Annotated in this window: 21 protein-coding genes and 2 pseudogenes; 10 read left to right on the forward strand and 13 right to left on the reverse strand. The window is 66.3% G+C overall.

What is annotated here, in order from left to right; genetic code table 11:
* Window positions 1-7: 7 nt before the first annotated feature.
* The 3 genes and pseudogenes from JOZ00_RS11000 to JOZ00_RS11010 all read right to left on the reverse strand — a co-directional run bounded on the left by JOZ00_RS11000 (window position 8) and on the right by JOZ00_RS11010 (window position 2,951).
* Window positions 8-1,004 (reverse strand): annotated as a pseudogene (locus tag JOZ00_RS11000) (pirin family protein).
* 61 nt (window positions 1,005-1,065) lie between these two features.
* Window positions 1,066-2,448, reverse strand: a complete 1,383-nt coding sequence (locus tag JOZ00_RS11005) for an acyl-CoA dehydrogenase family protein (RefSeq protein ID WP_293343633.1) — start codon at window positions 2,446-2,448, stop codon at window positions 1,066-1,068.
* Window positions 2,449-2,534: 86 nt separating this feature from the next.
* Complete coding sequence (locus JOZ00_RS11010) at window positions 2,535-2,951, reverse strand: WhiB family transcriptional regulator (protein WP_293343635.1); 417 nt, start codon at window positions 2,949-2,951, stop codon at window positions 2,535-2,537.
* 143 nt (window positions 2,952-3,094) lie between these two features.
* Between JOZ00_RS11010 and JOZ00_RS11015 the strand changes: the two genes are divergently transcribed.
* The 6 genes from JOZ00_RS11015 (at window position 3,095) to JOZ00_RS11040 (ending at window position 7,218) form a co-directional block, all read left to right on the forward strand.
* A complete protein-coding gene (locus JOZ00_RS11015) occupies window positions 3,095-3,883 on the forward strand; it encodes a helix-turn-helix transcriptional regulator (protein WP_293343637.1) in 789 nt (262 codons plus the stop codon).
* Window positions 3,880-4,683, forward strand: a complete 804-nt coding sequence (locus tag JOZ00_RS11020; protein ID WP_293343639.1) for a C40 family peptidase — start codon at window positions 3,880-3,882, stop codon at window positions 4,681-4,683. The genes JOZ00_RS11015 and JOZ00_RS11020 overlap by 4 nt, the downstream gene beginning before the upstream one ends.
* A gap of 14 nt (window positions 4,684-4,697) precedes the next feature.
* Window positions 4,698-5,051: a DUF4226 domain-containing protein gene (locus JOZ00_RS11025; protein ID WP_293343641.1), complete on the forward strand. Its 354-nt coding sequence runs from the start codon at window positions 4,698-4,700 to the stop codon at window positions 5,049-5,051.
* A gap of 92 nt (window positions 5,052-5,143) precedes the next feature.
* A complete protein-coding gene (locus JOZ00_RS11030; protein ID WP_293343643.1) occupies window positions 5,144-6,544 on the forward strand; it encodes a DUF4226 domain-containing protein in 1,401 nt (466 codons plus the stop codon).
* A 48-nt stretch (window positions 6,545-6,592) separates the two neighbouring features.
* Window positions 6,593-6,910: an ESX-1 secretion-associated protein gene (locus tag JOZ00_RS11035; protein ID WP_293343645.1), complete on the forward strand. Its 318-nt coding sequence runs from the start codon at window positions 6,593-6,595 to the stop codon at window positions 6,908-6,910.
* Window positions 6,907-7,218 (forward strand): DUF2694 family protein, encoded by a 312-nt coding sequence (locus JOZ00_RS11040; RefSeq protein ID WP_293343647.1) that lies wholly within the window; start codon window positions 6,907-6,909, stop codon window positions 7,216-7,218. The genes JOZ00_RS11035 and JOZ00_RS11040 overlap by 4 nt, the downstream gene beginning before the upstream one ends.
* 8 nt (window positions 7,219-7,226) lie before the next feature.
* On the opposite strand, the gene JOZ00_RS11045 is transcribed toward JOZ00_RS11040, so the two are convergent.
* Window positions 7,227-7,370: a hypothetical protein gene (locus JOZ00_RS11045; RefSeq protein WP_293343649.1), complete on the reverse strand. Its 144-nt coding sequence runs from the start codon at window positions 7,368-7,370 to the stop codon at window positions 7,227-7,229.
* 82 nt (window positions 7,371-7,452) lie between these two features.
* Here JOZ00_RS11045 and JOZ00_RS11050 point away from each other — a divergent pair, with 82 nt between their 5' ends.
* Both JOZ00_RS11050 and JOZ00_RS11055 read left to right on the forward strand, forming a co-directional pair.
* A complete protein-coding gene (locus tag JOZ00_RS11050) occupies window positions 7,453-8,934 on the forward strand; it encodes a DUF5631 domain-containing protein (protein ID WP_293343650.1) in 1,482 nt (493 codons plus the stop codon).
* Between the two features lie 29 nt (window positions 8,935-8,963).
* Window positions 8,964-9,284: a DUF2710 family protein gene (locus JOZ00_RS11055; RefSeq protein ID WP_293343651.1), complete on the forward strand. Its 321-nt coding sequence runs from the start codon at window positions 8,964-8,966 to the stop codon at window positions 9,282-9,284.
* Between the two features lie 3 nt (window positions 9,285-9,287).
* On the opposite strand, the gene JOZ00_RS11060 is transcribed toward JOZ00_RS11055, so the two are convergent.
* The gene (locus tag JOZ00_RS11060; protein WP_293343653.1) at window positions 9,288-10,061 is read right to left on the reverse strand and encodes a TIGR03084 family metal-binding protein; all 774 of its coding nucleotides are present in this window, start codon (window positions 10,059-10,061) and stop codon (window positions 9,288-9,290) included.
* On the reverse strand, window positions 10,061-11,350 hold the full coding sequence (locus tag JOZ00_RS11065; protein ID WP_293343655.1) for an MFS transporter: 1,290 nt from the start codon (window positions 11,348-11,350) through the stop codon (window positions 10,061-10,063). The genes JOZ00_RS11060 and JOZ00_RS11065 overlap by 1 nt, the downstream gene beginning before the upstream one ends.
* A 138-nt stretch (window positions 11,351-11,488) precedes the next feature.
* Between JOZ00_RS11065 and JOZ00_RS11070 the strand changes: the two genes are divergently transcribed.
* Entirely contained in the window at window positions 11,489-12,097 is a 609-nt protein-coding gene (locus JOZ00_RS11070) for a YqgE/AlgH family protein (protein WP_293343668.1), read from the forward strand.
* A gap of 16 nt (window positions 12,098-12,113) precedes the next feature.
* Here the strand turns inward: JOZ00_RS11070 and JOZ00_RS11075 are convergent, their stop codons facing one another.
* Together JOZ00_RS11075 and JOZ00_RS11080 are read right to left on the reverse strand one after the other, a co-directional pair.
* A complete protein-coding gene (locus JOZ00_RS11075) occupies window positions 12,114-12,455 on the reverse strand; it encodes a hypothetical protein (protein ID WP_293343657.1) in 342 nt (113 codons plus the stop codon).
* 56 nt (window positions 12,456-12,511) lie between these two features.
* Entirely contained in the window at window positions 12,512-13,603 is a 1,092-nt protein-coding gene (locus tag JOZ00_RS11080; protein ID WP_293343659.1) for an LpqN/LpqT family lipoprotein, read from the reverse strand.
* Between the two features lie 186 nt (window positions 13,604-13,789).
* Here JOZ00_RS11080 and leuS point away from each other — a divergent pair, with 186 nt between their 5' ends.
* Window positions 13,790-16,699, forward strand: a complete 2,910-nt coding sequence (gene leuS / locus JOZ00_RS11085) for a leucine--tRNA ligase (RefSeq protein WP_293343661.1) — start codon at window positions 13,790-13,792, stop codon at window positions 16,697-16,699.
* Here the strand turns inward: leuS and JOZ00_RS11090 are convergent.
* The 5 genes and pseudogenes from JOZ00_RS11090 to JOZ00_RS11110 all read right to left on the reverse strand — a co-directional run.
* On the reverse strand, window positions 16,696-17,361 hold the full coding sequence (locus JOZ00_RS11090) for an SDR family oxidoreductase (RefSeq protein ID WP_293343662.1): 666 nt from the start codon (window positions 17,359-17,361) through the stop codon (window positions 16,696-16,698). The genes leuS and JOZ00_RS11090 overlap by 4 nt on opposite strands.
* A 59-nt stretch (window positions 17,362-17,420) precedes the next feature.
* On the reverse strand, window positions 17,421-17,921 hold the full coding sequence (locus tag JOZ00_RS11095; RefSeq protein ID WP_293343663.1) for a MarR family transcriptional regulator: 501 nt from the start codon (window positions 17,919-17,921) through the stop codon (window positions 17,421-17,423).
* 65 nt (window positions 17,922-17,986) lie between these two features.
* Window positions 17,987-18,736 carry an amino acid ABC transporter ATP-binding protein gene (locus tag JOZ00_RS11100; RefSeq protein WP_293343664.1) on the reverse strand — a complete coding sequence of 250 codons (750 nt, stop codon included), beginning with the start codon at window positions 18,734-18,736 and terminating at the stop codon, window positions 17,987-17,989.
* On the reverse strand, window positions 18,733-20,550 hold the full coding sequence (locus JOZ00_RS11105; RefSeq protein WP_293343666.1) for an ABC transporter substrate-binding protein/permease: 1,818 nt from the start codon (window positions 20,548-20,550) through the stop codon (window positions 18,733-18,735). The genes JOZ00_RS11100 and JOZ00_RS11105 overlap by 4 nt, the downstream gene beginning before the upstream one ends.
* Window positions 20,551-20,600: 50 nt before the next feature.
* Window positions 20,601-20,866 (reverse strand): annotated as a pseudogene (locus tag JOZ00_RS11110) (GntR family transcriptional regulator); the annotation flags it as partial.

Raw genomic sequence — 20,866 nt, forward strand, 5'->3', positions numbered from 1 at the left:
GCCGTTCTTATCGGTGGTCATTCGTACTCTCGTTTTCTCTGCGGTACGGGTCGAGGCCGTAGCCGAGTGGTCGGCATCGGCGGTGCGGGCAGCCGGGTGGATGCACCCCGATAACCCTGGACGGCACCGAAGCGGTCATCGGCGTCCTCCCACAGTCGCCGGTAGTTGACGATGTCGTCGTGGCTTCGTCCGACAAAGTTCCACCACATCACCAACTCTTCGGTGAACGGCGCGCCTCCGAGCAGGAGTGCCCGCCCAGGCCGCTCCCCCACATTCTCCAAGTGCAGCGCGGCGCGGCCGGGGGCTCGGTACGCGAGATCGGCGACGGCCAGGGCCGTGCCGTCCACGTTCACTGGGCCCGAATCACACAGCACGCCATGCTCGAATGCGGGATCGACGCCGAGGTCAAGCACGGCACCGGCGTCGAGATCAATCTGGGCGCCCAGCAACGGAGTAAACGTATTCACCGGGGACCGACTGCCTACAAGCTCGCCGAGAAATACTCGCGCTACCGCACCGGGCAGCGACACCGGTGCCGGCGCGTAATGAGCGAAGTCTCGGCCGGTGTCGCGATCGGAGCCGGGCAGCGCCACCCAGAGCTGCACGCCGTGCAGAACGGCCTGCGGATCGACCGACACCTCGGAATGACAAATGCCAGCACCGGCGGTCATCAGGTTCAGCTCGCCGGGCCGCACAACCGCCTCTACGCCCGCGCTGTCGCGGCGCTCCACTTCCCCACTGAACAACCAACTTGCCGTCTGTAGTCCCGTGTGTGGGTGCGGAGGGACATCCATGCGCGCGGAAGCCGGGCCGTAATGGTCGATGAAACACCACGCACCGACCAGCGAGCGTTGTCGTTGCGGAAGGGTACGTTGCACCCGAATCGCCCTGGGGCCGCCGAGCGGAACTTCCCGCGGATGCAGCACTTCCAGCGTCGAAACCCCGCCGTCACGTGGCGAGGCACCACAGGCGACTTCGGCCGGCGCGGCTTCCAGATTGCTCATCGTGCACTCTCCGTCGCGAACTGTATGCACCCAGATCACCCGCGACGCTACGCCGCGTGCCCTACTTGCGAGGGGGCTGCAGCACCTTCATCGCCAGTCGCATGACGGGTTCGGGCACCCGGTCCTGCATCGACAGTGCGGTTTCCGCGGCACGGGAACGCAGTGGGGTACCGCGACCGAAAACCCGGTTCAGCGGTCCGCCCGACGGTTCGAGCACCACATGCAGCGGCGGTGTGCCGACAGCCGCGCCGAGCGCGTTCGCGATCACCATCCGTTGTATCTCGCTGGTTCCCTCAAAGATGGTGTACAGCTTGGCATCCCGATACCACTTCTCCACCGGGTGATCGGTGATGTAGCCCCAGCCGCCCATGGTCTGGATGGCGCGTTCGGTGGCCCTGACGGCCACCTCGCTGGCCGCCATCTTCGACATCGATCCCTCGCCTCGCTCGAAGGGCACGTTGTTGGCCGCCATCCACGAGGCGCGCCAGGTTAGCAGCCGGGCCGCGTCGACCTGCGTGGCGATTTCCGCCAGCGGGAACGCGATGCCCTGGTTGTCAATGATGGGCCCGCCGAACGCCTCACGTTCGGTGGCATAGGCCGTCGCGTACTCCAATGCGGCGCGTGCGATCCCGATGGCCTGTGCGGCAACCATGGGCCGGGTCTGCTCGAAGGTGCCCAACGTCGCTGAGCCGGAACGCTTTCCTCCGGCCACCACCTCTCGCGCCTTTGCGAGTTTGTGTTCCAGCTTCTCTTGTCCGCCAAGTAAATTGGCGCCGGGAACGCGGACGCCTTCGAATTTCAACTCGGCGGTGTGGGATGCGCGGCAACCCAGCTTGTCGAGCTTGCGCACCAACTTCAATCCAGGGGTGCCACCGGGCACGACGAACAACGCCTGGCCGCGGTGGCCGAGCTCCTCGTCGACGACGGCGTTAACGACGTGCACGTTGGCGATACCGCCGTTGCCGATCCACATCTTGTGGCCGTCGATGATCCAATCGTCGCCGTCACGGCGCGCATGGGTGCGCAGGTTCCGTACGTCGCTGCCGCCCTCGGGCTCCGAGATGGCCAATGCCGCGAGCTTGAGATCGCCTGGGCTGCCGAAGCATTCGGGCGCCCATTCCAGCATCTGCTCAGGAGACGCAGCCTGACCTATCGCCGAAAGCGCCAAGGCCGGCATGACGATCGCCAAACCGATTCCCGCACAACCCCAGAAGAGTTCCTCCATGAACATCGGCAACGAGAGCCCACTCGGATCACCGATCAAATCGCGATAGAACAGCGGGCTGTAGAAGCCGCGCTGCGCCGCCTCCTCCAGCACCGGCCACGGGAACTCCTGGCGCTGGTCGTAATCGAGCGCCACCGGGCGGATCACCTCTTCGGCGAACTCGTGGGTTCGCCGGGCCAGGTCGTGCTGCGCTCCCGTCGGGGTCAGGTCGAATGTCATGGATCCGCCTTTGGGTCGACAGACTCGGTCGTGCCAAGCCCGACTACCCCGTGGACCTGGTCAACAAACGGTCGACAAGGGAGAACTCACGCGGCCGAGCGGGGACCCACTTGCGCGAGGGGTAGATGCAACACGACGGCGGCGGCCGCAACCGGCTGATGCTCGTGGCGTGTCAGCAGCGCGGCGTTTTCGGGCAGCTGACGGGAGCTGATCTCGCCCGATGCGATTTGCCGCAGGATGTCGTGGGCGCGGGCGAGTTGTTCCCGCTTGCGGTACTGGCCGCCGGGCAGTTTCACGCCGGCCCAGACGCCGTACTCCTCGCGGTGCGTGATGGCGTGCTGGGCACACTGACGCTGCTGCGCCAGCGGGCAGCGGCGCAGGCACTGGATCCGCGCCTCGGTGGCTGAGCGCTCGTATGCGCGCGCTTTTGCCGCACCGTCCCCACCGTCGTCGTCCGGGTAGCCGAACCATAGCTCCGGGTTGGCAGCGCAGGGATGTCCCATGTCGATCTCCTTGTTGAGCCTGAAACGTAGACGAAAGCGTATACGGATTATGGCCGCCGACGCAAGAGAAACGTGACAGAAACGTATATAGGGAGATTGGGCCTGGTCGCTGTGTAATATCCGGCCTATGGCCGGAGCGTGTGGTGAGCCGTGAATCGGCCGGTGCGGCCATCCGCTCGTTGCGTGAGTCGCGCGACTGGTCTCTAGCAGACCTCGCTGCCGCCACCGGCGTAAGCATCATGGGGCTGAGCTTTCTGGAGCGCGGCGCTCGAAGGCCCCACAAAAGCACAGTTCAAAAGGTGGAAAATGGGCTCGGGCTGCCGCCGGGCACCTACTCACGCCTGCTAGTAGCCGCCGATCCGGACGCTGAATTGGCTCGGCTGATGGCCGCTCAGCCCCCGGCTCCGATGCCCGCGCGGCGCACCGGGCCGGTGGTGGTCGACCGTCACAGCGACACCGAAGTCCTCGAGGGCTACGCCGAAGCACAGCTGGACGCGCTCAAGTCCTTCATCGATCGATTGCCTGCGCACACATCAAACGAATACGAGACGTATATTCTGTCTGTGATCGCTCAGTGCGTGAAAGCCGAGATGCTGGCCGCCAGTTCCTGGCGGGTGGCGGTGAACGCCGGCGGCGACTCGACGGCTCGCCTGATGCAGCATCTGCGGGCCCTCGAGGAAACGCGCAGCGACCTCTTGAAGCGAATGCCTAACAGCCTCAGCGCACGATTCGACCAGGCCTGCGCGCGGGCTTGGTTGCCCGAAACGGTCATCGCCACACTGGTCGGGCTCGGTCCCGACGACCTCTGGGAAATCCGGAACACCGGCATCATCCCGCCGGGAGCGCTCCCCCGGGTTCGCGCCTTTACCGAGGCGGTCGAATCGGCCGCGCAAGACGAGGCCACTCCGCACGGCGGCGAGGCGACACCATGATCGAGAGCGAAGTCGCGGTCTTGAGCCGTGCGCATCGACTGTTCCCCACCGGACCAGGGCATCCCACGCTGGACGCGGGCACCGCGCCTTACCACGGCCTGCTGCAGCACGCGGTCGCTCTCAACAGCGGACTGGCGCGCGGTGGCTATCAACTCGCGGTGGACCACAGCCGGGAGGGACTTGCCTCGGCGGCCCGAACCGATGCGGCCAGCGCCGACGTCATCGCCGCCGCGCACCGCGATCACGCAAGGGGCCGGGATCTGACCAAAAGCGTCGTCGACGAAGCCCGCGCGGACTCCGCGGTCAAACCGCAGACGCCGATGGCCCAGCGTGAGGCGTTGCGCCGCAGTGTGGCCCGACTGCGTGCGCAACGGTCACACGTCTTGTCGGCCCGCTTGCAGGCTCGGCGCCATCACGCGAACCTCTCGGCGCTGCGTTATGGACGGCGGCTGCGAATGCCCAACGGCCGCAATGCGCTTGCGGTGCGGGCCGCGTTGTCGCGACTCGGGCGACCATACGTCTGGGGCGCAACCGGGCCCGACCAATTCGACTGCTCGGGGCTGGTGCAATGGAGCTACGCGCAGGCGGGAATCCACCTGGATCGCACCACATATCAACAGATCAACGACGGAGTCCCGGTGCCCCGTTCGCAGGTTCGCCCGGGTGATCTCGTCTTTCCGCACGCCGGACACGTGCAACTGGCCATCGGCAACAACCTGGTCGTCGAGGCGCCATACTCGGGGGCGTCGGTGCGAATAAGCCGACTGGGCAACAACATTGCGATCCGCAGGCCACTGTGACAGGGGGCGAACCAATGCCCGAGTCTTCGGTGGCTGCCGCCCGCGAGCGACAGTCGGCGCTGTCCGGCCAGCACGGCGCGGCAACCGACGCCGACCGAATCCTCGCGCAGGTACTCGCCGGCGCGCACGCCTCGGCGCGGGAGAGCGTCATGAGGCTGGACGCCATTGCCGAGCAGATCGATCGCGCGACCCAGCACCAGGCCGAGCTGGCCATCGATACACCCTTGGGTGCACGCGAGTTTCAGAGATTCCTGGCCGCCAAACAACGTGAAATCGTCGCGGTCGTGGCGGACGCGCGCGAACTCGACCGTTCGAATAAGGCCGTGCTGGAAAACCTTCGGGCACAGTACGGCAACGACGCGGGCTAGCGCGATTCTTGTTCACACTCGCCGGAACCAGTGAATTGTCGGCCGAATCAAGCCTCGGTATTGTCGCCGGGCATGGACGGATCGCGGCACTGATGTCGGCGTACGACGAGTTGCTCGCCGCGGTCAAATATGTCCGAGACCGCACCGGCAATCCGAATGCCTGGCAGACCGGTCTGACGCCGAATGAGGTTGCCGCCGTGGTCAGCCCGACAACGCCCCCCGACCAACTGGCTAGGGTGTTGAGCAGGCTCCGCCAACAACATTCCGAGCTGTTCGGCGTCGCGACCCCCAGCGGTTCGCCCTCGAAGCAGCCATCACCCGACCGTGAGAGCGGCGCGGCCGCCGAAGCCATCGCGCACGCCGAAGCCGCTCTGGCACATCAGAACTCAACGAGCTCTCACCTCGATATGCAAGTGGTATCGGCCATCCTGAACGCACATCTGAATGCGATTGAGGGTAAAGAGGCGCTCACCCAGCTGCAGCATGAAACCGAAGCCGCGGTCCAGACGAGGTCGGATCTCGACACTCCGGCCGGCGCGCGTGATTTCCAGCGGTTTCTCATCGGCAAGCTCCGCGACATTCGTTCGGTGGTGCTCACTGCGAGCCTGGACGACACGTCGAAGTCAGCGCTGATGGCCGCGTGGACATCGCTTTACGACGCGTCGGGGAGCGGTCCCGGTGAACATACCGCTACCTCGCCGAGCGAAGACGATGGACAGCAGAGCCCGAGCGAACAGTTGGCCGGCGATCTCGATGACGACTGGGATCCGCTGCTGGATTCGTTGTTGGCCGACGACTCCGGGTCGTCGCCCGGGGACTCCCCCGCCTTAAGGCCTCTCGAAGGCATGACGACTGCGCCCACCCCGGCAATGCCGACGATTCCGAGCTTCGGCGGGGGGTCGCTGCCAGGTATGACACCGGGATCCACGGCCGGCTTGGAAGGCCTGCCGCTCGCCGGGTTGCGTGGTGAAGACGAAACGGGCCGCGATCTCGAGGGCGATGAGCTGCCGGATGACGAAGACCCTGCCACCGACGAGCACGACGCCCAGGACGTGAGTGCGGACGCGCCAGTAGGTGAGCAGGAAGCGGCACAGAGTGGTCCGACAACGCTGACCCTGCCCGACGGCGAAACGGTGACGGCGGCCAGCCCCCAATTGGCGGCGGTCATCACGGCTGCTGTAGGCGGGACGCCGATCGCAGAAGCCTTCCAGCAGCAGGGAATTACCATTCCCCCACCGGGAACCGCGGTGGCCGAACCCATCGAGGCGCCGCAGGTCTCTCCCGGGGACGTCGGCGTATTCGTCGATCGTCACGCACTCGCCCTCGGTCCGGGAAAAGCGCTCCTCGACGGCCAAATTCAGCACATTGCCACCGTGAGCGGCCCAAGCTTCCTAGGCTGGGAGCATCCACCGGCGGCGAGCGCGACCATGACCACGCCGGCTCGGTCCGATCCACCCACACCCACCCGGCCGGCGTCGTCGTCGTCCGTCTAAAAATGAGAGCTCGCCGGTCCGGCCGGCGCCGTGAACAGGAGACAGTGGATGGCAGAGTCGATTCATGTGGTGCCCGCGCACTTACGTCAAGCTGCCGCGCACCATCAGGAGACCTCGGACTACTTGCGCACCGTTCCGTCGTCGCATGCAGCGATTCAGGAGAGTCTGGATTCGCTCGGCCCGATCTTCAGTGAACTTCGTGACGCCGGACGCGAATTGCTCGAGCTCAGGCGTCAGTGTTACGAGCAGCAAGCCGCTGACCATGCCGACCTGGCCGACAAGCTGACCATGTCCGCGACGATGTGGGAACAGCATGAGCAGGATGCGGCACGTGACTTCGGCGGCATCGCTGACCGCGGTCGATGACCGACGCGGATCCCGCTTTTGACACCGTTCACCCAAGTGGACACATCCTGGTCCGCTCCTGCCGCGGCGGCTACATGCACAGCGTGGCGCTCGGTGAAGGTGCGATGGAAACGGACGCGGAGACGCTCGCGCAGGGAATCCTGCTGACCGCCGAGGTTTCCTGCCTGAAGGCGTTGCTGAGCATTCGCGACGAGATCGTCTCGGCCGGTCATACGCCCTCCGCAGAGGTTCCGACTACTCGAGACCTCGATATGGCGATCGAGAAGCTGTTGGCGCACAATTTGCGCCGCCGCGACAGCGTGGGATAAGCGCCGGCCTACAGCAGCCAACCCTTCGCCGCGCCAGGATCGGGTGCGATATCGGTGGGCGGCTCAACGGGATTGGGGCCGAACAACTCTCGCGCGCGAGCGAGCATGGCGCGTACTTCGTCGAGTTGCTGCTGCAACGCAGAATCAGCCATGGCCCCACGCTACCCAGGGTGTCGTAGCTGCACAATTCACCGACCGCATAGAGCGAACGACGGATGCCGGTAGGCTTAGCCGGTGGCGATCTTCGGTCGGATGACGGCGCGCCAGCGCCTCCGGAGAGCGACCCGCGAATCACTGGCGATTCCGGCCTTCAGCTCTCCCATCGATTGCACCCCCTGGGTGACCGGTGGATTATGGCCGGCCGAGCTGTCGACGGTTAGCGGCGAAACCGCTAGTCTTGCAGACTATCTCAGGACCGACCTGCAGCGCATCGCGCAGGGCGCCAACGACGAGTTGAAGATGCTCAAGCGCAGCGAAATGCCGGATCCTGCGCGGCAGGCGGCAGAGGCCCGCATCATCGAACAAGCCCGGGCGCGTGCCGTGCGGCGAGTCGAGTCGACGATGCGTCAGCTGCGCGAGATGAAAGCCAAGGCGGCGTCCGGATATCGGCGCCCACCAGCTGTCGAGCCCGTTGCTCGAAATTTCGACGCGACGCAGGTCATGCCCGCGATCACCGACGAAATTCCGGTCGACTCCGCCCCCGCCCAGGCTCGCGACTATGACGAGGCCGCCGCGGCGGAGCTCGAGGAGACACAGATCCTCCCCGTGATCAGGGATAGCGATCAGGCCACGAGCGGTCGTCATCATGCGGTCGATGACGACGACGAACCCGAGACGACGTGGATCGAGGCCGTCCCCGACGAGGACGTTGCTCCGGCGGAGCTCGAGGAAACGCAGATCATCCCGGTGATCAGGGACGTAGACCCCTCCCCCGTCGCACCGGTGGAGACCGCACCGGGTCCGCCTACGCTGACGACCGACAGCGGCCGCCACCACGCGATCGTCGACGAGCCGCCGGCGCAGCACGAGGAGCCCGAGGCGGCCGCAGTTGCCGCTGCCACGCAGCGCATCGAAAAGCCTGTAGCCGCAACCGAATCCGACATCGACCGGCTGAGTCGCATCCTCGAATTCGTCGTTCGGCAAGAGCCGCGGCTGCACTGGGCCGTCGGCGATCGTGTGGACGGGGCGACGCTGTTGGTTACCGACCTCGCCCACGGTTGGGTACCTTCCGGCATCACGCTTCCGGCCGGCGTGCGATTGCTCGAACCCGAGCAACGCACCGGCCGGGTCTCCGCGTTGATCGGGGACACGGCCCGGGTCGTGACTTATGCGCCCGGTGATTCGTTGCGCCGCTCGCCCAATCTCGCCGCGACGAAATCCTCGCTGCAGCCGCGCGAGCTGCCGGTCATCGAGGATCTGGGGCGGGTGCTGAGCGAAGCCATCCGCTGGCGCAACGGACTCCCGCAGATTGTGCAGAGGCTCGCCCAAGCCGTTGCCGCGGGTGTCGCGGTCGTAGACCAGGAGGTGGATGTGCTGCGGGTGCACCTGGATACGGCGCGCTACCACCTGCTGGTCCAGTACCCGGCGGTCAATTCCGCACTCTTGCTGAACTGCCTGTTATTGGCTGCGACGGAAGGCATCTCGAGCGGGGATGCCGTGTCCGCCAACTACCATCTGGCCTGGTATCAGAAACTTATCGCCTCGAACATGAATTGACGCTGGTCGAAGGGGGTACCGATACTGTCATGGTGTCGGATTCGGGCCGTCGCGCGAATCTCAGCGACAAGGACCTGGTCGAATCGGTCCTAAGGGAACTCAGCGAGGCCGCCGACAAGTGGGAAGCCCTCGTCGCGCAGGCCGAGGCGGTCACCTACAGCGTCGACCTGGGCGATGTCTACGCCGTCGCGAATGCCGACGGCCGATTGCTCAAACTGACGATGCACCCCGGGGTGATGACCGGGTACGCCCACGGCGAGCTGGCCGACCGATTGAACGTGGCGATCACCGCGCTGCGCGAAGAGGCCGAGGCCGAGAACCGCGCGAGCTACGGCGGCCCCCTGCAATGACGCTCACCGACCTTCGCCGGGAGGACCGGCGAAGGCTTGAGCGATTTCCAGCCAGCGCTGCGCGTCGGGGCCGTGCGCGGCAAGGTCGAGGGCTCTGAGCGGACGCCGCTGGGTGACCAGGAAACAGAAGTCTTCGGCCGAACCCGTCACCCGCTGCGCGGCGTCCGGCGGTCCCCACGACCAGGTGTCGCCGCCGGGGCCGCGCAGCTCGACCAGGAACGGCTCGGCCGGGGCGGTCAGGTTGTTGACGGCGAAGGCGTAGTCGCGGGTGCGCACGCCCAGATGAGCGATGGACCGGAGCCGCTCGGTCGGTTGCCGGTTGACGCCCAGCGCGTCGGCGACGTCGAGCCCGTGCGCCCAGGTCTCCATCAAGCGTGCGGTGGCCATCGACGCCGCACTCATCGGTGGTCCGAACCACGGAAGTTTGCGGCCGTCGGCGACCACCAGCAGCGCCTCGTGCAACCGGCGACGGGTATCGCGCCAGTCGGCCAACAGCGCGGTCGGCGCTACCCCTGCCAACTCTTCGGCGCCCGCGTCGACGAAGCCGGCCGGGTCGGCTGCGGCGGCTTGCAGCGCTTCTGCGAACCGCGTCTCGTCGGTGACCGAGTTCAGCGCCACCCGGTCGGTCCACAGCAGGTGTCCGATCTGGTGGGCGATGCTCCACCCCGGTGCCGGCGTCGGATCGGCCCAACGCTCGTCCGGCAGCGCCGCGACCAGTGCGTCGAGCTCATCGCTTTCGGCGCGCAGGTCAGCGACGATGGGTGCGGGCCCAGCCATCATTGCCTCCCGTTCTCGGCCGGTATCCGGCGCCCGATGATGCTGTGGACGGCCAGCCCGACAAGGTAGAGCACCGCCGCGAACAGCACGAACGCCGGCGCATGCCCGTCGTCGGGAATCAGCGTCGCCGCCACCGTGATCGAGACGATGAACGCGACCCAGAACAGCGCATCCTGCACCGCGAACACGTGCCCGCGCAGCGCGTCGTCGACGTCCATCTGCATCGCCGAATCGGCGCACAGCTTGATCATCTGCCCGGTCACGCCGAGCAGGAAACCGCAACCCACCATGACCGGCAGCTGTAGTCCCGCCCCGGCGACCTCGACGACGGCCGACGCCACCAACGCACCGTTCACCGTCGCGTAGCGCCCCCAACGACGGATCGCGGGCGGAGTCAGCAGATTTGCCAGAAAGGCGCCCAGGCCGGCGGCGCCGAAGAACAGCAAAGCCGTTCCCAGTCCCGCGGTTTCGGGATTCGTCACGTGGTGAACCAGCAACAAGATCAGCAGCGAATTGATGCCGATCGCCATCCGGTGCGCGGCCAATCCGGACAAGGTGGCCGCGACCGTGGGGCGCTGCGCGACCGTGCGTGCACCATGCAGCCAGCCTGTGATCACCGCGTAGAAGGCCGGCCCATGGATCGCCCGTTTGGTGTCGTCCGGACCCAATACCCGCGGACCGAACCGCCACGACAGCAGCAGCGCGATCGACACCGGAATCGCCGTCATGAAAATGACCGCCGCGGCGCTCTTGTCGCCGGCACCGATCAGAAACCTGGGCACCAGCATGAAATTGGCGCCGATGAAGGCGGCGAAGGCGCCTGCCGCGTTGGCTACGGCGTTCATCGTCACGACCTGCTCGCGCGGGACCACGTGCGGCAATGACGCCGACAGCCCGGACGCGACGAACCTTGCCAGACCGTTGGCGACAAGGGCGCCCAACAACAGCGGGATCTCCCCCGCTCTGACGGTGAGAATCGTGCCGATCACGGCGATCATGATCAGGCGGCCCACGTTGGCGCCGACGAGCACCAAACGCCGGTCCCAACGGTCCATCAGTGCTCCGGCGAAGGGACCCAGCAGCGAGTAGGGCAAAAACAGCACAGCGAACGCGCGGGCGATGGAACTGGGGTCGGCGGCCCGGTCCGGATTGAACAGCAGCGCGCCCGCCATCCCCGCCTGAAACAGGCCATCACCGAATTGGCTTGCCATGCGGACCTGCAGCAGTCGCCAGAAATCCGGCAAACCGCGCACGGACCGCCAGATCTCGACGGGTGCGCGTGAGTGCATCCGGGTTTCGACCACAGAACCGACTTCCGAAATTGGGCTGGCCAAGCTCGCGCGGCGGGAGCTTTCCCGTCAACATTACAAATCTTCATGGGCCGCGCTCGATTGCCCCGACGACCATGCGGCAGATGCGATGATGGTCTGGTGCCGCCGCCTGAGGATCCCGAGGACTATGTAGCACCGGCCGCACAGCGGGTGCGCGCCGGTACGTTGTTGCTCGCCAACACCGATCTCCTTGAACCGACTTTCCGGCGCAGCGTGATCTACATCGTGGAACACAACGATGGCGGCACGCTGGGCGTTGTGCTCAACCGTGCCAGCGAGACGGCGGTGTACAACGTATTGCCGCAGTGGGCCAAATTGGCGGCCAAACCCAAGACCATGTACATCGGCGGACCGGTGAAACGCGACGCGGCGCTGTGCCTGGCGGCGTTGAGGATCGGTGCTGACCCACAGGGCGTGCCCGGCTTGCGACACGTGGACGGCCGCGTGGTGATGGTGGATCTGGATGCCGAGCCCGACTTGATCGCGCCAGTCGTGGAGGGTGTGCGGATCTTCGCGGGATATTCCGGCTGGACTATCGGCCAGCTTGAGGGCGAGATCGAACGCGACGACTGGATCGTGTTGTCCGGCTTGCCATCTGACGTTCTGGTCGGACCGAGAGCCGACCTCTGGGGCCAGGTGTTGCGTCGCCAGCCACTGCCACTGTCATTGCTGGCGACACACCCCATCGACCTCAGCCGGAACTAGTCCGGCAGCAGGCGACTCAGCTACACGACTGCGTGCAGCCCACGCAATTCCCGGCGCATGCGGGTGCGGACGCTTGTTGCCGCACCGCGAAGCGGGCGCCCTGCCATGAGCCGGCAGCCACCGTTCCCAGCGCGCCGGCGACACACACGATCAGCACGACCAGCGCGGTGTGCGGGGCCGCTGCGAGCGCCACGACGCCGCCGGCGGTCAACATGATCGCGGCCGCGAATTGGGTCGGCGCCATGGAGCGCAACACCACCGCGGTGGGGTGGGGGCTCTGGTTGTGCGCAAGCGACCAGGTTCCGAATCCGGCGGAGGCCGCCGCCGCACACATGGACAGCACGCCGGCAATCAGCATGGGCTCACAATACGAGCCCGTGCTCCGATCCGCTCACCGGGCTCCGGTGTGGCCGCTCAGTGTTGGAGGAACGTGAAGTTGGGCAGCGGGGGCAGGCCCGGGACCAGGGCTAACAGGCTGGGCGCCGGCTGCTGCTGAGCGGGTGTGGGCACCTGCTGGGGGACAGCGACCGGCGCCGTGCCGGCCATCTGATTGACCGGAGCCGCAGCGGGCACCGGCGCGGGGGCCACAACCGGAGGAGCCGCCGGGGCCACGGGGGCCGCGACAGGAGCCGCAGCCGGGGCCTGGGCAGGACGCGCGACGGGTGCCGCGGCGGGCGTTTGAACCGGTGCCGGGACCGGAGCCCCCGGCACGACCACCTGGAACCCGTTGATGATGGCGTCGGTGGCGGGCGCGTCGGCGACGGCGACCGCACGGTCGGTGGTCACCGCCAGCGACACCAGATACTTGTCGTGTCCGGAGGTGGCGATGACGTGACGCCGAGAGGTGTTCAGGGTCATGTCGCCGTCACGGTAGGTGCCCTCGATGTTCGACGACGGGAAGCCCGCGAAGTCAGCCATCGAGGCGTTCGTGCTCTGCCACGCTGCGAGCGTCTGACTGTCGACGTACCCGTGTGAGATGGCCTCTTTCGGATCGAAGTTGCCGACCAGCTTGTAGACCACTACCTGGGCATTCGACGTGTAGATGCTGCTGCCTTGCCGGTCGGCGATCACGGCGAACGCGTCGGGCACGTTGGGATCGGGAACCTGGGTCCAGCGAGTGGGAACCGGCAACGTGATGTCGAGTGCCTTGAATCCCTGGGGCTTTTGCGCTTCGAGCTTGACCCCCTTCGACTGCAGGTAGTCGCGGATCGTGCCGGAAGCCGCGGGCGCCGGTGCAGGGGCCGGGGGTTGCGCGGCCGCGGGTGCGGCGACGGGCGCTGCCGGCGCGGCGGGCGCCGGCGGGGAAACCAGGAACCTGTTGGTGGGCACCTGCCCGGGAACGCCTGCGAGGTTCTGCGGCGCGGGTGCGGGGACGACGGGGGCGGGGATGGGGGCGGGCGCCACAGGATCCGCCGATGCGCTGCCTCCTGTGCAGACCGCGACACCGATCAGGCCAGCGACCATACCCCCGAGGATTGCTCGATGGGCGGAGACGATCTCGATCATCTGCGTGGGTCCTTCCCATGGCTCGTGTACCGGCAGCCGTCGTATAGAGGCCGACTGTAACCACAGGTCAAAGGCCGTGAACAGGCTCGAAATCGAGCTGGGATGAACCTCTGATCGGTGCGCAATGGAACCGAGACCAACCTGTAGCCCGGAAGGTCGGATGGAGCTGCCTTATACCCTGTTCAGGTGACCGAATCCCCGACCACCGTGCCCGGACAGAATTCGGGTGCCGCCCAGCCGGACTCCGACGCGCCGCCGTACCGCTACACCGCGGCGCTGGCGGGCCGCGTCGAGAGCGCGTGGCAGGAGAACTGGGCGAAGCTCGGGACGTTCAACGTGCCGAACCCGGTGGGCTCGTTGGCTCCGCAGGACGGAACGCCCGTCCCGGACGACAAGTTGTTCGTGCAGGACATGTTTCCCTACCCGTCGGGGGAGGGGTTGCACGTCGGGCATCCGCTCGGCTACATCGCCACGGACGTCTACGCCCGCTATTTCCGGATGACTGGCCGTAACGTGTTGCACGCGTTGGGCTTTGACGCCTTCGGGCTGCCCGCCGAGCAATACGCGGTACAGACCGGCACGCACCCGCGCACCAGGACCGAAGCCAACGTCGTGAACTTCCGCCGCCAGCTGGGGCGTCTGGGCCTCGGCCACGACAGCCGGCGCAGCTTTTCGACCACCGATGTCGAGTTCTACAAGTGGACCCAGTGGATCTTCCTGCAGATCTACAACGCCTGGTTCGATACCACCGTCAACAAGGCCCGCCCGATCGCCGAGCTGATCGCCGAATTCGATTCCGGCGCGCGTCGTCTCGACGACGGACGGGAGTGGGCCGAGTTGTCGGCGGGGGAGCGGGCCGACGTGATCGACGGCTCCCGACTGGTCTACCGGGCGGACTCGATCGTCAACTGGTGTCCCGGTCTGGGCACGGTGCTGGCCAACGAGGAGGTCACCGCCGACGGTCGCAGCGACCGCGGAAACTTCCCGGTGTTCCGGAAACGTTTGCGCCAGTGGATGATGCGCATCACCGCCTATTCCGACCGGTTGCTCGACGACCTGGACCTCCTGGACTGGCCCGAGCCGGTCAAGACCATGCAGCGCAACTGGATCGGCCGGTCCGTCGGCACCACAGCCCTGTTTTCGGCGACCAAGACCGACGGCGACACGGCCGAGATCGAAGTGTTCACCACCCGCCCCGACACCATGTTCGGCGCAACCTATCTGGTGCTGGCCCCCGAGCACGACCTGGTCGACGCGCTCATCGCTGCCGCCTGGCCGGACGGGACCGACTCGCGCTGGACCTACGGCGCCGCCTCACCGGGGGAGGCCGTCGCCGCCTACCGGCAGGCGATCGCCTCGAAGTCCGACCTCGAGCGCCAGGAGAGCAGGGAGAAGACCGGTGTCTTCCTGGGCAGCTACGCGACGAACCCGACCAACGGCAAACCGGTGCCGATCTTCATCGCCGACTACGTGTTGGCCGGATACGGCACCGGGGCCATCATGGCCGTCCCCGGCCACGATCAGCGGGACTGGGACTTCGCCCACGAGTTAGGCCTGCCGATCGTGGAAGTCATTGCCGGCGGCGATATTTCGGAGGCGGCATACTCGGGCAACGGCAAACTGGTCAACTCCGGTTATCTCGACGGGATGGACGTCCCCGCGGCGAAGGAAGCGATCACCGCGCGTCTGGAGACCGAGGGTCGCGGCTGGGCGCGTATCGAATTCAAGCTGCGGGACTGGCTTTTCGCGCGCCAGCGGTACTGGGGTGAGCCGTTTCCCATCGTCTACGACGAGGACGGGCGCCCGCACGCGCTCGACGAGGCGGCATTGCCGGTCGAACTGCCCGATGTGCCGGACTACTCGCCGGTGTTGTTCGACCCCGACGACGCGGACAGCGAGCCCTCGCCGCCGCTGGCCAAGGCGACCGAGTGGGTGCATGTCGAACTCGATCTGGGCGACGGGCTGAAGCCATACTCCCGCGACACCAACGTGATGCCGCAGTGGGCAGCAAGCTCCTGGTACGAACTGCGCTACACCGATCCGCACAACTCGGAACGCTTCTGCGGCAAGGAAAATGAGGCCTACTGGATGGGCCCGCGGCCCGCCGAGCACGGTCCCCAGGACCCAGGCGGTGTCGACCTGTACGTCGGGGGCGCCGAGCACGCGGTGCTGCACCTGCTGTATTGCCGGTTCTGGCACAAGGTGCTGTACGACCTAGGGCACGTCAGCTCACGCGAACCGTATCGACGGTTGGTCAACCAAGGCTATATCCAGGCCTTCGCCTACACGGACTCGCGCGGCGCCTACGTTCCGGCAGAAGAAGTCGTCGAGCGCGACGGCGGATTCGTGTATCCGGGACCCGACGGCGAGATCGAGGTCTTTCAGGAATTCGGCAAAATCGGTAAGAGCCTGAAGAATTCGATATCGCCCGACGAGATCTGCGACGACTACGGTGCCGACACCCTGCGGGTGTACGAGATGTCGATGGGCCCGCTGGAGGCCTCGCGACCCTGGGCTACCAAAGACGTGGTCGGGGCGCACCGGTTCTTGCAGCGAGTGTGGCGCCTGGTGGTGGACGAGCAGACCGGTCAGACGCGGGTGGTGGACGAGGGTGGACAGGGGCTGGATACGGGCACGCTGCGAGTCCTGCACCGCACCATCGCCGGGGTTTCGGAAGACTATGCGGCACTGCGTAATAACACTGCGGCGGCCAAGCTGATCGAGTACACGAACCACCTCACCAAGGAGCACCGCGACGCGGTTCCCCGCGCGGCGGTCGAGCCGCTGGTGCTGATGGTGGCGCCGCTGGCCCCGCACATGGCTGAGGAGCTGTGGCAGCGGCTGGGCCACACGACGCCGCTGGCGCACGGTCCCTTCCCGCAGGCCGACCCAGCACACCTCGTCGACGACACCGTCGAGTATCCGGTGCAGGTGAACGGCAAGGTCCGTGGGCGAGTGGTGGTGGCCGCCGACGCCGACGAGGACACCCTGAAGGCGGCGGCACTGGCCGACGAGAAGGTTCAGGCATTCTTGGCGGGTGCCAACCCGCGCAAGCTGATCGTCGTCCCGGGTCGACTGGTCAACCTGGTCGTCTAGGCGGGCCGCAGCACCACCTCGTGCACGTGTCCGTCACGCGGCGTGGCCACCGCCTGGGCGACTGCCGCTGCCACTGTTTCGGGCTTCAGGAACTTCTCCGGGTCATAGTCGCCGCCTTCGAACTCGATGAGTTCCCGCTGCATGTCGCTGTCGGTGCGGCCCGGGTAGACCGTGGTCACGCGCAGCTCGGGTTCATCACTGCGCAGCGAGTCCGCGAAGGCGCGCAACGCGAACTTGCTGGCCGAATAGGACGCCATGCCGGGGGAGACGTTGCGGCCGGCGCCGGAGTTGATGAAGACCACCTGGCCGTGGGCCTGCCGCAGCGCCGGCAACAGCGTGAGCGTAAGTTCCACTGGCCCAAAGACGTTCACGGCGAAGGTGGCGCGCCATTCGTCGACGTGCGATTCCGAGACATGGCCGGGAATTGAGACACCGGCGTTGTGCACCAGCACGTCGAGTTCGTCCACGATTTCACAGGCGGCCTCGATTGCGTCGCCGTCGGTCAGGTCGAGCGGAAACGTCGTGGCGCCGAGCCGCTCCGCCACCGCGTCGAGCCGGTCGGAGGGCCGACCGGCCAGCAGCAGGGTGTGGGTGGGCGCCAGCGCCGTCGCGATCGCGGATCCGATGCCGCCACCGGCGCCGGTGATGAGTGCAGTGGGCATGCACGCCAGTCTAAGCGCGCCGCAGGACGGCACCGAAAAGGACTGGAAAGCTTAGGGTTTCACGCCTCTTTGCGCGCCGGCGGCTCCCCCGCGGGGCCTGTCGGCTCGCCGGAGGCCAGCCGCTGCAGCGGTGCCAGCGCCTTCATCAAGGTGTCCAGGTCAGAGGGAGGGAGCTGGCTGAGCATCGCGGCCAGCGCGGCCCGACGGTTGGCCAGCGATTCGCCGTGAACGGCGCGCCCGCGCGGGGTGATGTCGACGAGCACAGCCCGGAGGTCGGACGGGTCGCGCGAACGTTTTACCAGCCCGATCTTTTCGAGTCGTCGGATCGCGACGGTGGTGGTGGGCGTCCGCACCCGCTCGTGGGCGGCAAGATCCGTCATCCGGATGGGGCCCTGATCGAGCAAGGTGACCAGGATAGACAGCTGCGCCAGGGTCAACTCCCCCGCTGCGGCGCCACTAGGGTCCCCGCGCCGCAAAAGCGAAAACAATTTGGACAGCGCGCGGTGCAAACCTTCCGCAAGCTCGGTAACTTCGGCCGCGGTGGAATCGCTGTCCGCCATAAATCGGGAGTCTAGCCCTTTATTAGGTGTACTTGACGTAGCTACAGCCAAGTAGTTAGCGAATATCAAAGTACTTGGGACAAAAACCGCTGCAGTCGTTCGGTCTCCGCGGCTTCGAATATCTTCTCGGGCGGCCCGGATTCCACCACCTTGCCGCGATCCATAAAAACGACCGTGTCGGATGCTGAGCGGGCGAAACCCATTTCATGGGTGACCACAATCATCGTCATGCCGTCGGCCCCGAGGTCGGCGATCAGTTGCAGGATTCCCTTCACCATTTCGGGATCCAGCGCCGAGGTGGCCTCGTCGAAGAACATCACCTGTGGCGCCATGGCCAGGGCACGGGCGATCGCCACCCGCTGCTGCTGGCCCCCGGACAGCATTCCCGGCCGCGCATCGGCCTTGTGTTTCAGGCCAACTCGGTCCAGCTGACTCAGCGCAAGGTCTCTCGCCTCGTCCGCGGGCAAATCCCGCAGCTTCTGCGGTGCCAACGCAACGTTTCTCAGCACGCTCAGATGCGGAAAGAGATTGAAATGCTGGAACACCATTCCCATGCGCTGGCGCAGCTTGTCGGGGTCGTCGCGCAACACCGACCGGCCGTCCAGCAGGATGTCGCCGCTATCAGGCTCGTTAAGCCGGTTCAGGGTCCGCAGCAGCGTCGACTTACCCGAGCCGGACGGACCGACGATCGCGACGGTGCTGCCCGCGGGGGCCTCGATGTCGACGCCCCGCAACACCTTGTTCCCGCCTAGCGTTTGGTGAACACCCTTGGCCGCCAACGATACTGATGAGCGTCCCACGGCGCTGACGGTCATGTGATCTCCTGGCCGAACTTCGTCGCGAGCATGTCGGCGTTGTCTTCGGGATTGGGAGCGCGGCGGCCGCTGCGTAGTCGGGAATCGATGTAATTCACCAAATGCGTTAACGGGATGGTCAATATTAGGTAGAAGAGACCGGCGGCCACCAATGGCGACAGACTGCCGGTCTGTGCATTGAGGTCGCGGCCGACCTGAAACAGCTCCCGCTGATTCGCGACCAATCCGAGGAAATACACCAGAGCGGACGCTTTCAACAACCCGATTGCCTGATTGACCAGTGCGGGCAGCACCCGCCGGATTCCTTGTGGGACGACGATGAGCCGCATAGCGGTCGCATAGCTGAGTCCGAGCGCACGCGACGCTTCCAGTTGGCCGGAGTCGACGCTTTGAATTCCGGCGCGCAGAATCTCGCCGATGTAGGCAGCGGCCATCAATCCCAGTGCGGCAATGCCCAACGGGTAGGGGTTCTTGTTGGTCAGCCCACCCACCAACGGGCCGATGCCCATGCCGATCACCAGAATGATCACGACTTCGGGAAGTCCGCGGAAGATGTCGGTATAGATGCGCGCCGGCCAGCGCAGCAGGCGCGAATGCGATATTCCCGCCATCGCCAGCACAATGCCGAGCACCAACCCGATCACGAGGGCGCTGTTGGTGATGATCATCGTGTTGGGCAGCCCGGTGGTCAGCAGGATGGGGATGGCCTGCTTGTACATGTGCCAGTCGAAGAAGGAGTCACGCAACTGTGCCAGCGTCGATTTGGGCGCCATCGGCCCGATGGATTGACGATGCTGACTCGCGGCGATCGCGGCGAAGTCCGGCAGCTTTGGGGCAGGGGCGGCTTTGGAGCCGGGTTTCCAGCCAGGCGGCAACGGCCGAGGCACCCACTGGGAGTACAGGTTGGCCCAGGTGCCGTCGGCGATCACGGCGTCCAGCCCGGAATTCAGCGCGTCGATCAGCGGCTGGTTTTCCTTGGCGACCGCAAACGCCACGAAATTGCCTGCGCTGAAGGTGTTCGCGACGACCACCGCCGGGTCGCCCGGTCGAATCACCGTGGCGGCCAGAGTTCCGGGCGCCACCCACGCATCGACCTGGCGCGTCTTGAGGCTCGCGTACAGGGTCGCGAAGCCGGGATACTTCACCGGCTGCAGGTGCAGGGTGTCGACGACATAGGACTCCTCGACGGTGCCCTGGACGACGCCGATGCGCTGGCCGGCCCGCAGATCACTGAAGTTGTGGATCGGTGAGCCGGGGGGCACCACGAGCGAAAAGAAGCCGAAGTCGTAGCCGTTGGTGAACGAGACGGTGTGACGACGAGGTTCGGTGGCCTTGACCGCCGCCGAGCCGACATCGAAGCGTCGGGAGGCCACCTGGGCTAGCAGCGCGGAGAAATCCGTGCTGACGAAACGGACTTGCAGACCCAGCTTGGCCGCGATAGCCCGCATGAGTTGGTTGTCGAAGCCGCTGAATTCGCCGGTGGGGTTGATGCAGACGTCAGGCGGGGCGTCCGACAGCGTGCCGACCGTCAGGACGCCCGGGGTGTCGAGGCTCAATCCGCCGAGGTCGACCGCGCTGAGTGGCATGACGGAATCCGTTGTGTCCCGGTCTTCCTGGGGTGAGGTCGGGGTCTCGGTCAGGTTTTTCGGCAATGCCCGCGCGCTGTCCACGCCGGCTGGCGCGCACTGGTTCCAGTCGGCGGCCACTGGCGGAGCCAGACCACCTAACGCCACGCCGCAAACCAGCACTGTCGTTGCGGCGAGTCCGAGTAGCTTTGCGCGACGCGCGACGCGCCGGCCCATGGGCAAACTCATCACTGAACACCGTATCGACCGCGGGGCGGATCGGCGCGTTCAGTGACGGATCAAAGTGCCAGCGATGGCTCGCCGCAGGCGGCTTCGGCGTCGGAGATGACCCCGAGGGGTTCGGGAACGACCGGGCTGGCGTCGTCGGCCGGGGTGAACACCCTGCGCCTGCTCAGTTCCGCCAGCATCGTTTGGGCCATCAGGTAGGAGCGACTGACGCACGCGGCGCGCGCCGCCTCGGGGTCGCGCCGGTGTATCGCCGCGGTCTCGTCTTCGTGGAACGGCAACAGGTCCTCGCGAGGAGTTTGGTACGTCATCCAGAACA

The sequence above is a fragment of the Mycobacterium sp. genome, assembly GCF_019243155.1.
Taxonomy (GTDB): Bacteria; Actinomycetota; Actinomycetes; order Mycobacteriales; family Mycobacteriaceae; genus Mycobacterium.

What these genes read in the sequence shown, in the direction of transcription:
- JOZ00_RS11105 (WP_293343666.1), bottom strand. Translation starts at nt 20,550, where the DNA reads ATGAGTTTGCCCATGGGCCGGCGCGTCGCGCGTCGCGCAAAGCTACTC.
- JOZ00_RS11100 (WP_293343664.1), bottom strand. Translation starts at nt 18,736, where the DNA reads ATGACCGTCAGCGCCGTGGGACGCTCATCAGTATCGTTGGCGGCCAAG.
- JOZ00_RS11080 (WP_293343659.1), bottom strand. Translation starts at nt 13,603, where the DNA reads ATGATCGAGATCGTCTCCGCCCATCGAGCAATCCTCGGGGGTATGGTC.
- JOZ00_RS11075 (WP_293343657.1), bottom strand. Translation starts at nt 12,455, where the DNA reads ATGCTGATTGCCGGCGTGCTGTCCATGTGTGCGGCGGCGGCCTCCGCC.
- JOZ00_RS11065 (WP_293343655.1), bottom strand. Translation starts at nt 11,350, where the DNA reads ATGCACTCACGCGCACCCGTCGAGATCTGGCGGTCCGTGCGCGGTTTG.
- JOZ00_RS11090 (WP_293343662.1), bottom strand. Translation starts at nt 17,361, where the DNA reads ATGCCCACTGCACTCATCACCGGCGCCGGTGGCGGCATCGGATCCGCG.
- JOZ00_RS11005 (WP_293343633.1), bottom strand. Translation starts at nt 2,448, where the DNA reads ATGACATTCGACCTGACCCCGACGGGAGCGCAGCACGACCTGGCCCGG.
- JOZ00_RS11040 (WP_293343647.1), top strand. Translation starts at nt 6,907, where the DNA reads ATGACCGACGCGGATCCCGCTTTTGACACCGTTCACCCAAGTGGACAC.
- JOZ00_RS11045 (WP_293343649.1), bottom strand. Translation starts at nt 7,370, where the DNA reads ATGGCTGATTCTGCGTTGCAGCAGCAACTCGACGAAGTACGCGCCATG.
- JOZ00_RS11030 (WP_293343643.1), top strand. Translation starts at nt 5,144, where the DNA reads ATGTCGGCGTACGACGAGTTGCTCGCCGCGGTCAAATATGTCCGAGAC.
- JOZ00_RS11010 (WP_293343635.1), bottom strand. Translation starts at nt 2,951, where the DNA reads ATGGGACATCCCTGCGCTGCCAACCCGGAGCTATGGTTCGGCTACCCG.
- JOZ00_RS11095 (WP_293343663.1), bottom strand. Translation starts at nt 17,921, where the DNA reads ATGGCGGACAGCGATTCCACCGCGGCCGAAGTTACCGAGCTTGCGGAA.
- JOZ00_RS11035 (WP_293343645.1), top strand. Translation starts at nt 6,593, where the DNA reads ATGGCAGAGTCGATTCATGTGGTGCCCGCGCACTTACGTCAAGCTGCC.
- JOZ00_RS11020 (WP_293343639.1), top strand. Translation starts at nt 3,880, where the DNA reads ATGATCGAGAGCGAAGTCGCGGTCTTGAGCCGTGCGCATCGACTGTTC.
- JOZ00_RS11060 (WP_293343653.1), bottom strand. Translation starts at nt 10,061, where the DNA reads ATGGCTGGGCCCGCACCCATCGTCGCTGACCTGCGCGCCGAAAGCGAT.
- JOZ00_RS11025 (WP_293343641.1), top strand. Translation starts at nt 4,698, where the DNA reads ATGCCCGAGTCTTCGGTGGCTGCCGCCCGCGAGCGACAGTCGGCGCTG.
- JOZ00_RS11055 (WP_293343651.1), top strand. Translation starts at nt 8,964, where the DNA reads ATGGTGTCGGATTCGGGCCGTCGCGCGAATCTCAGCGACAAGGACCTG.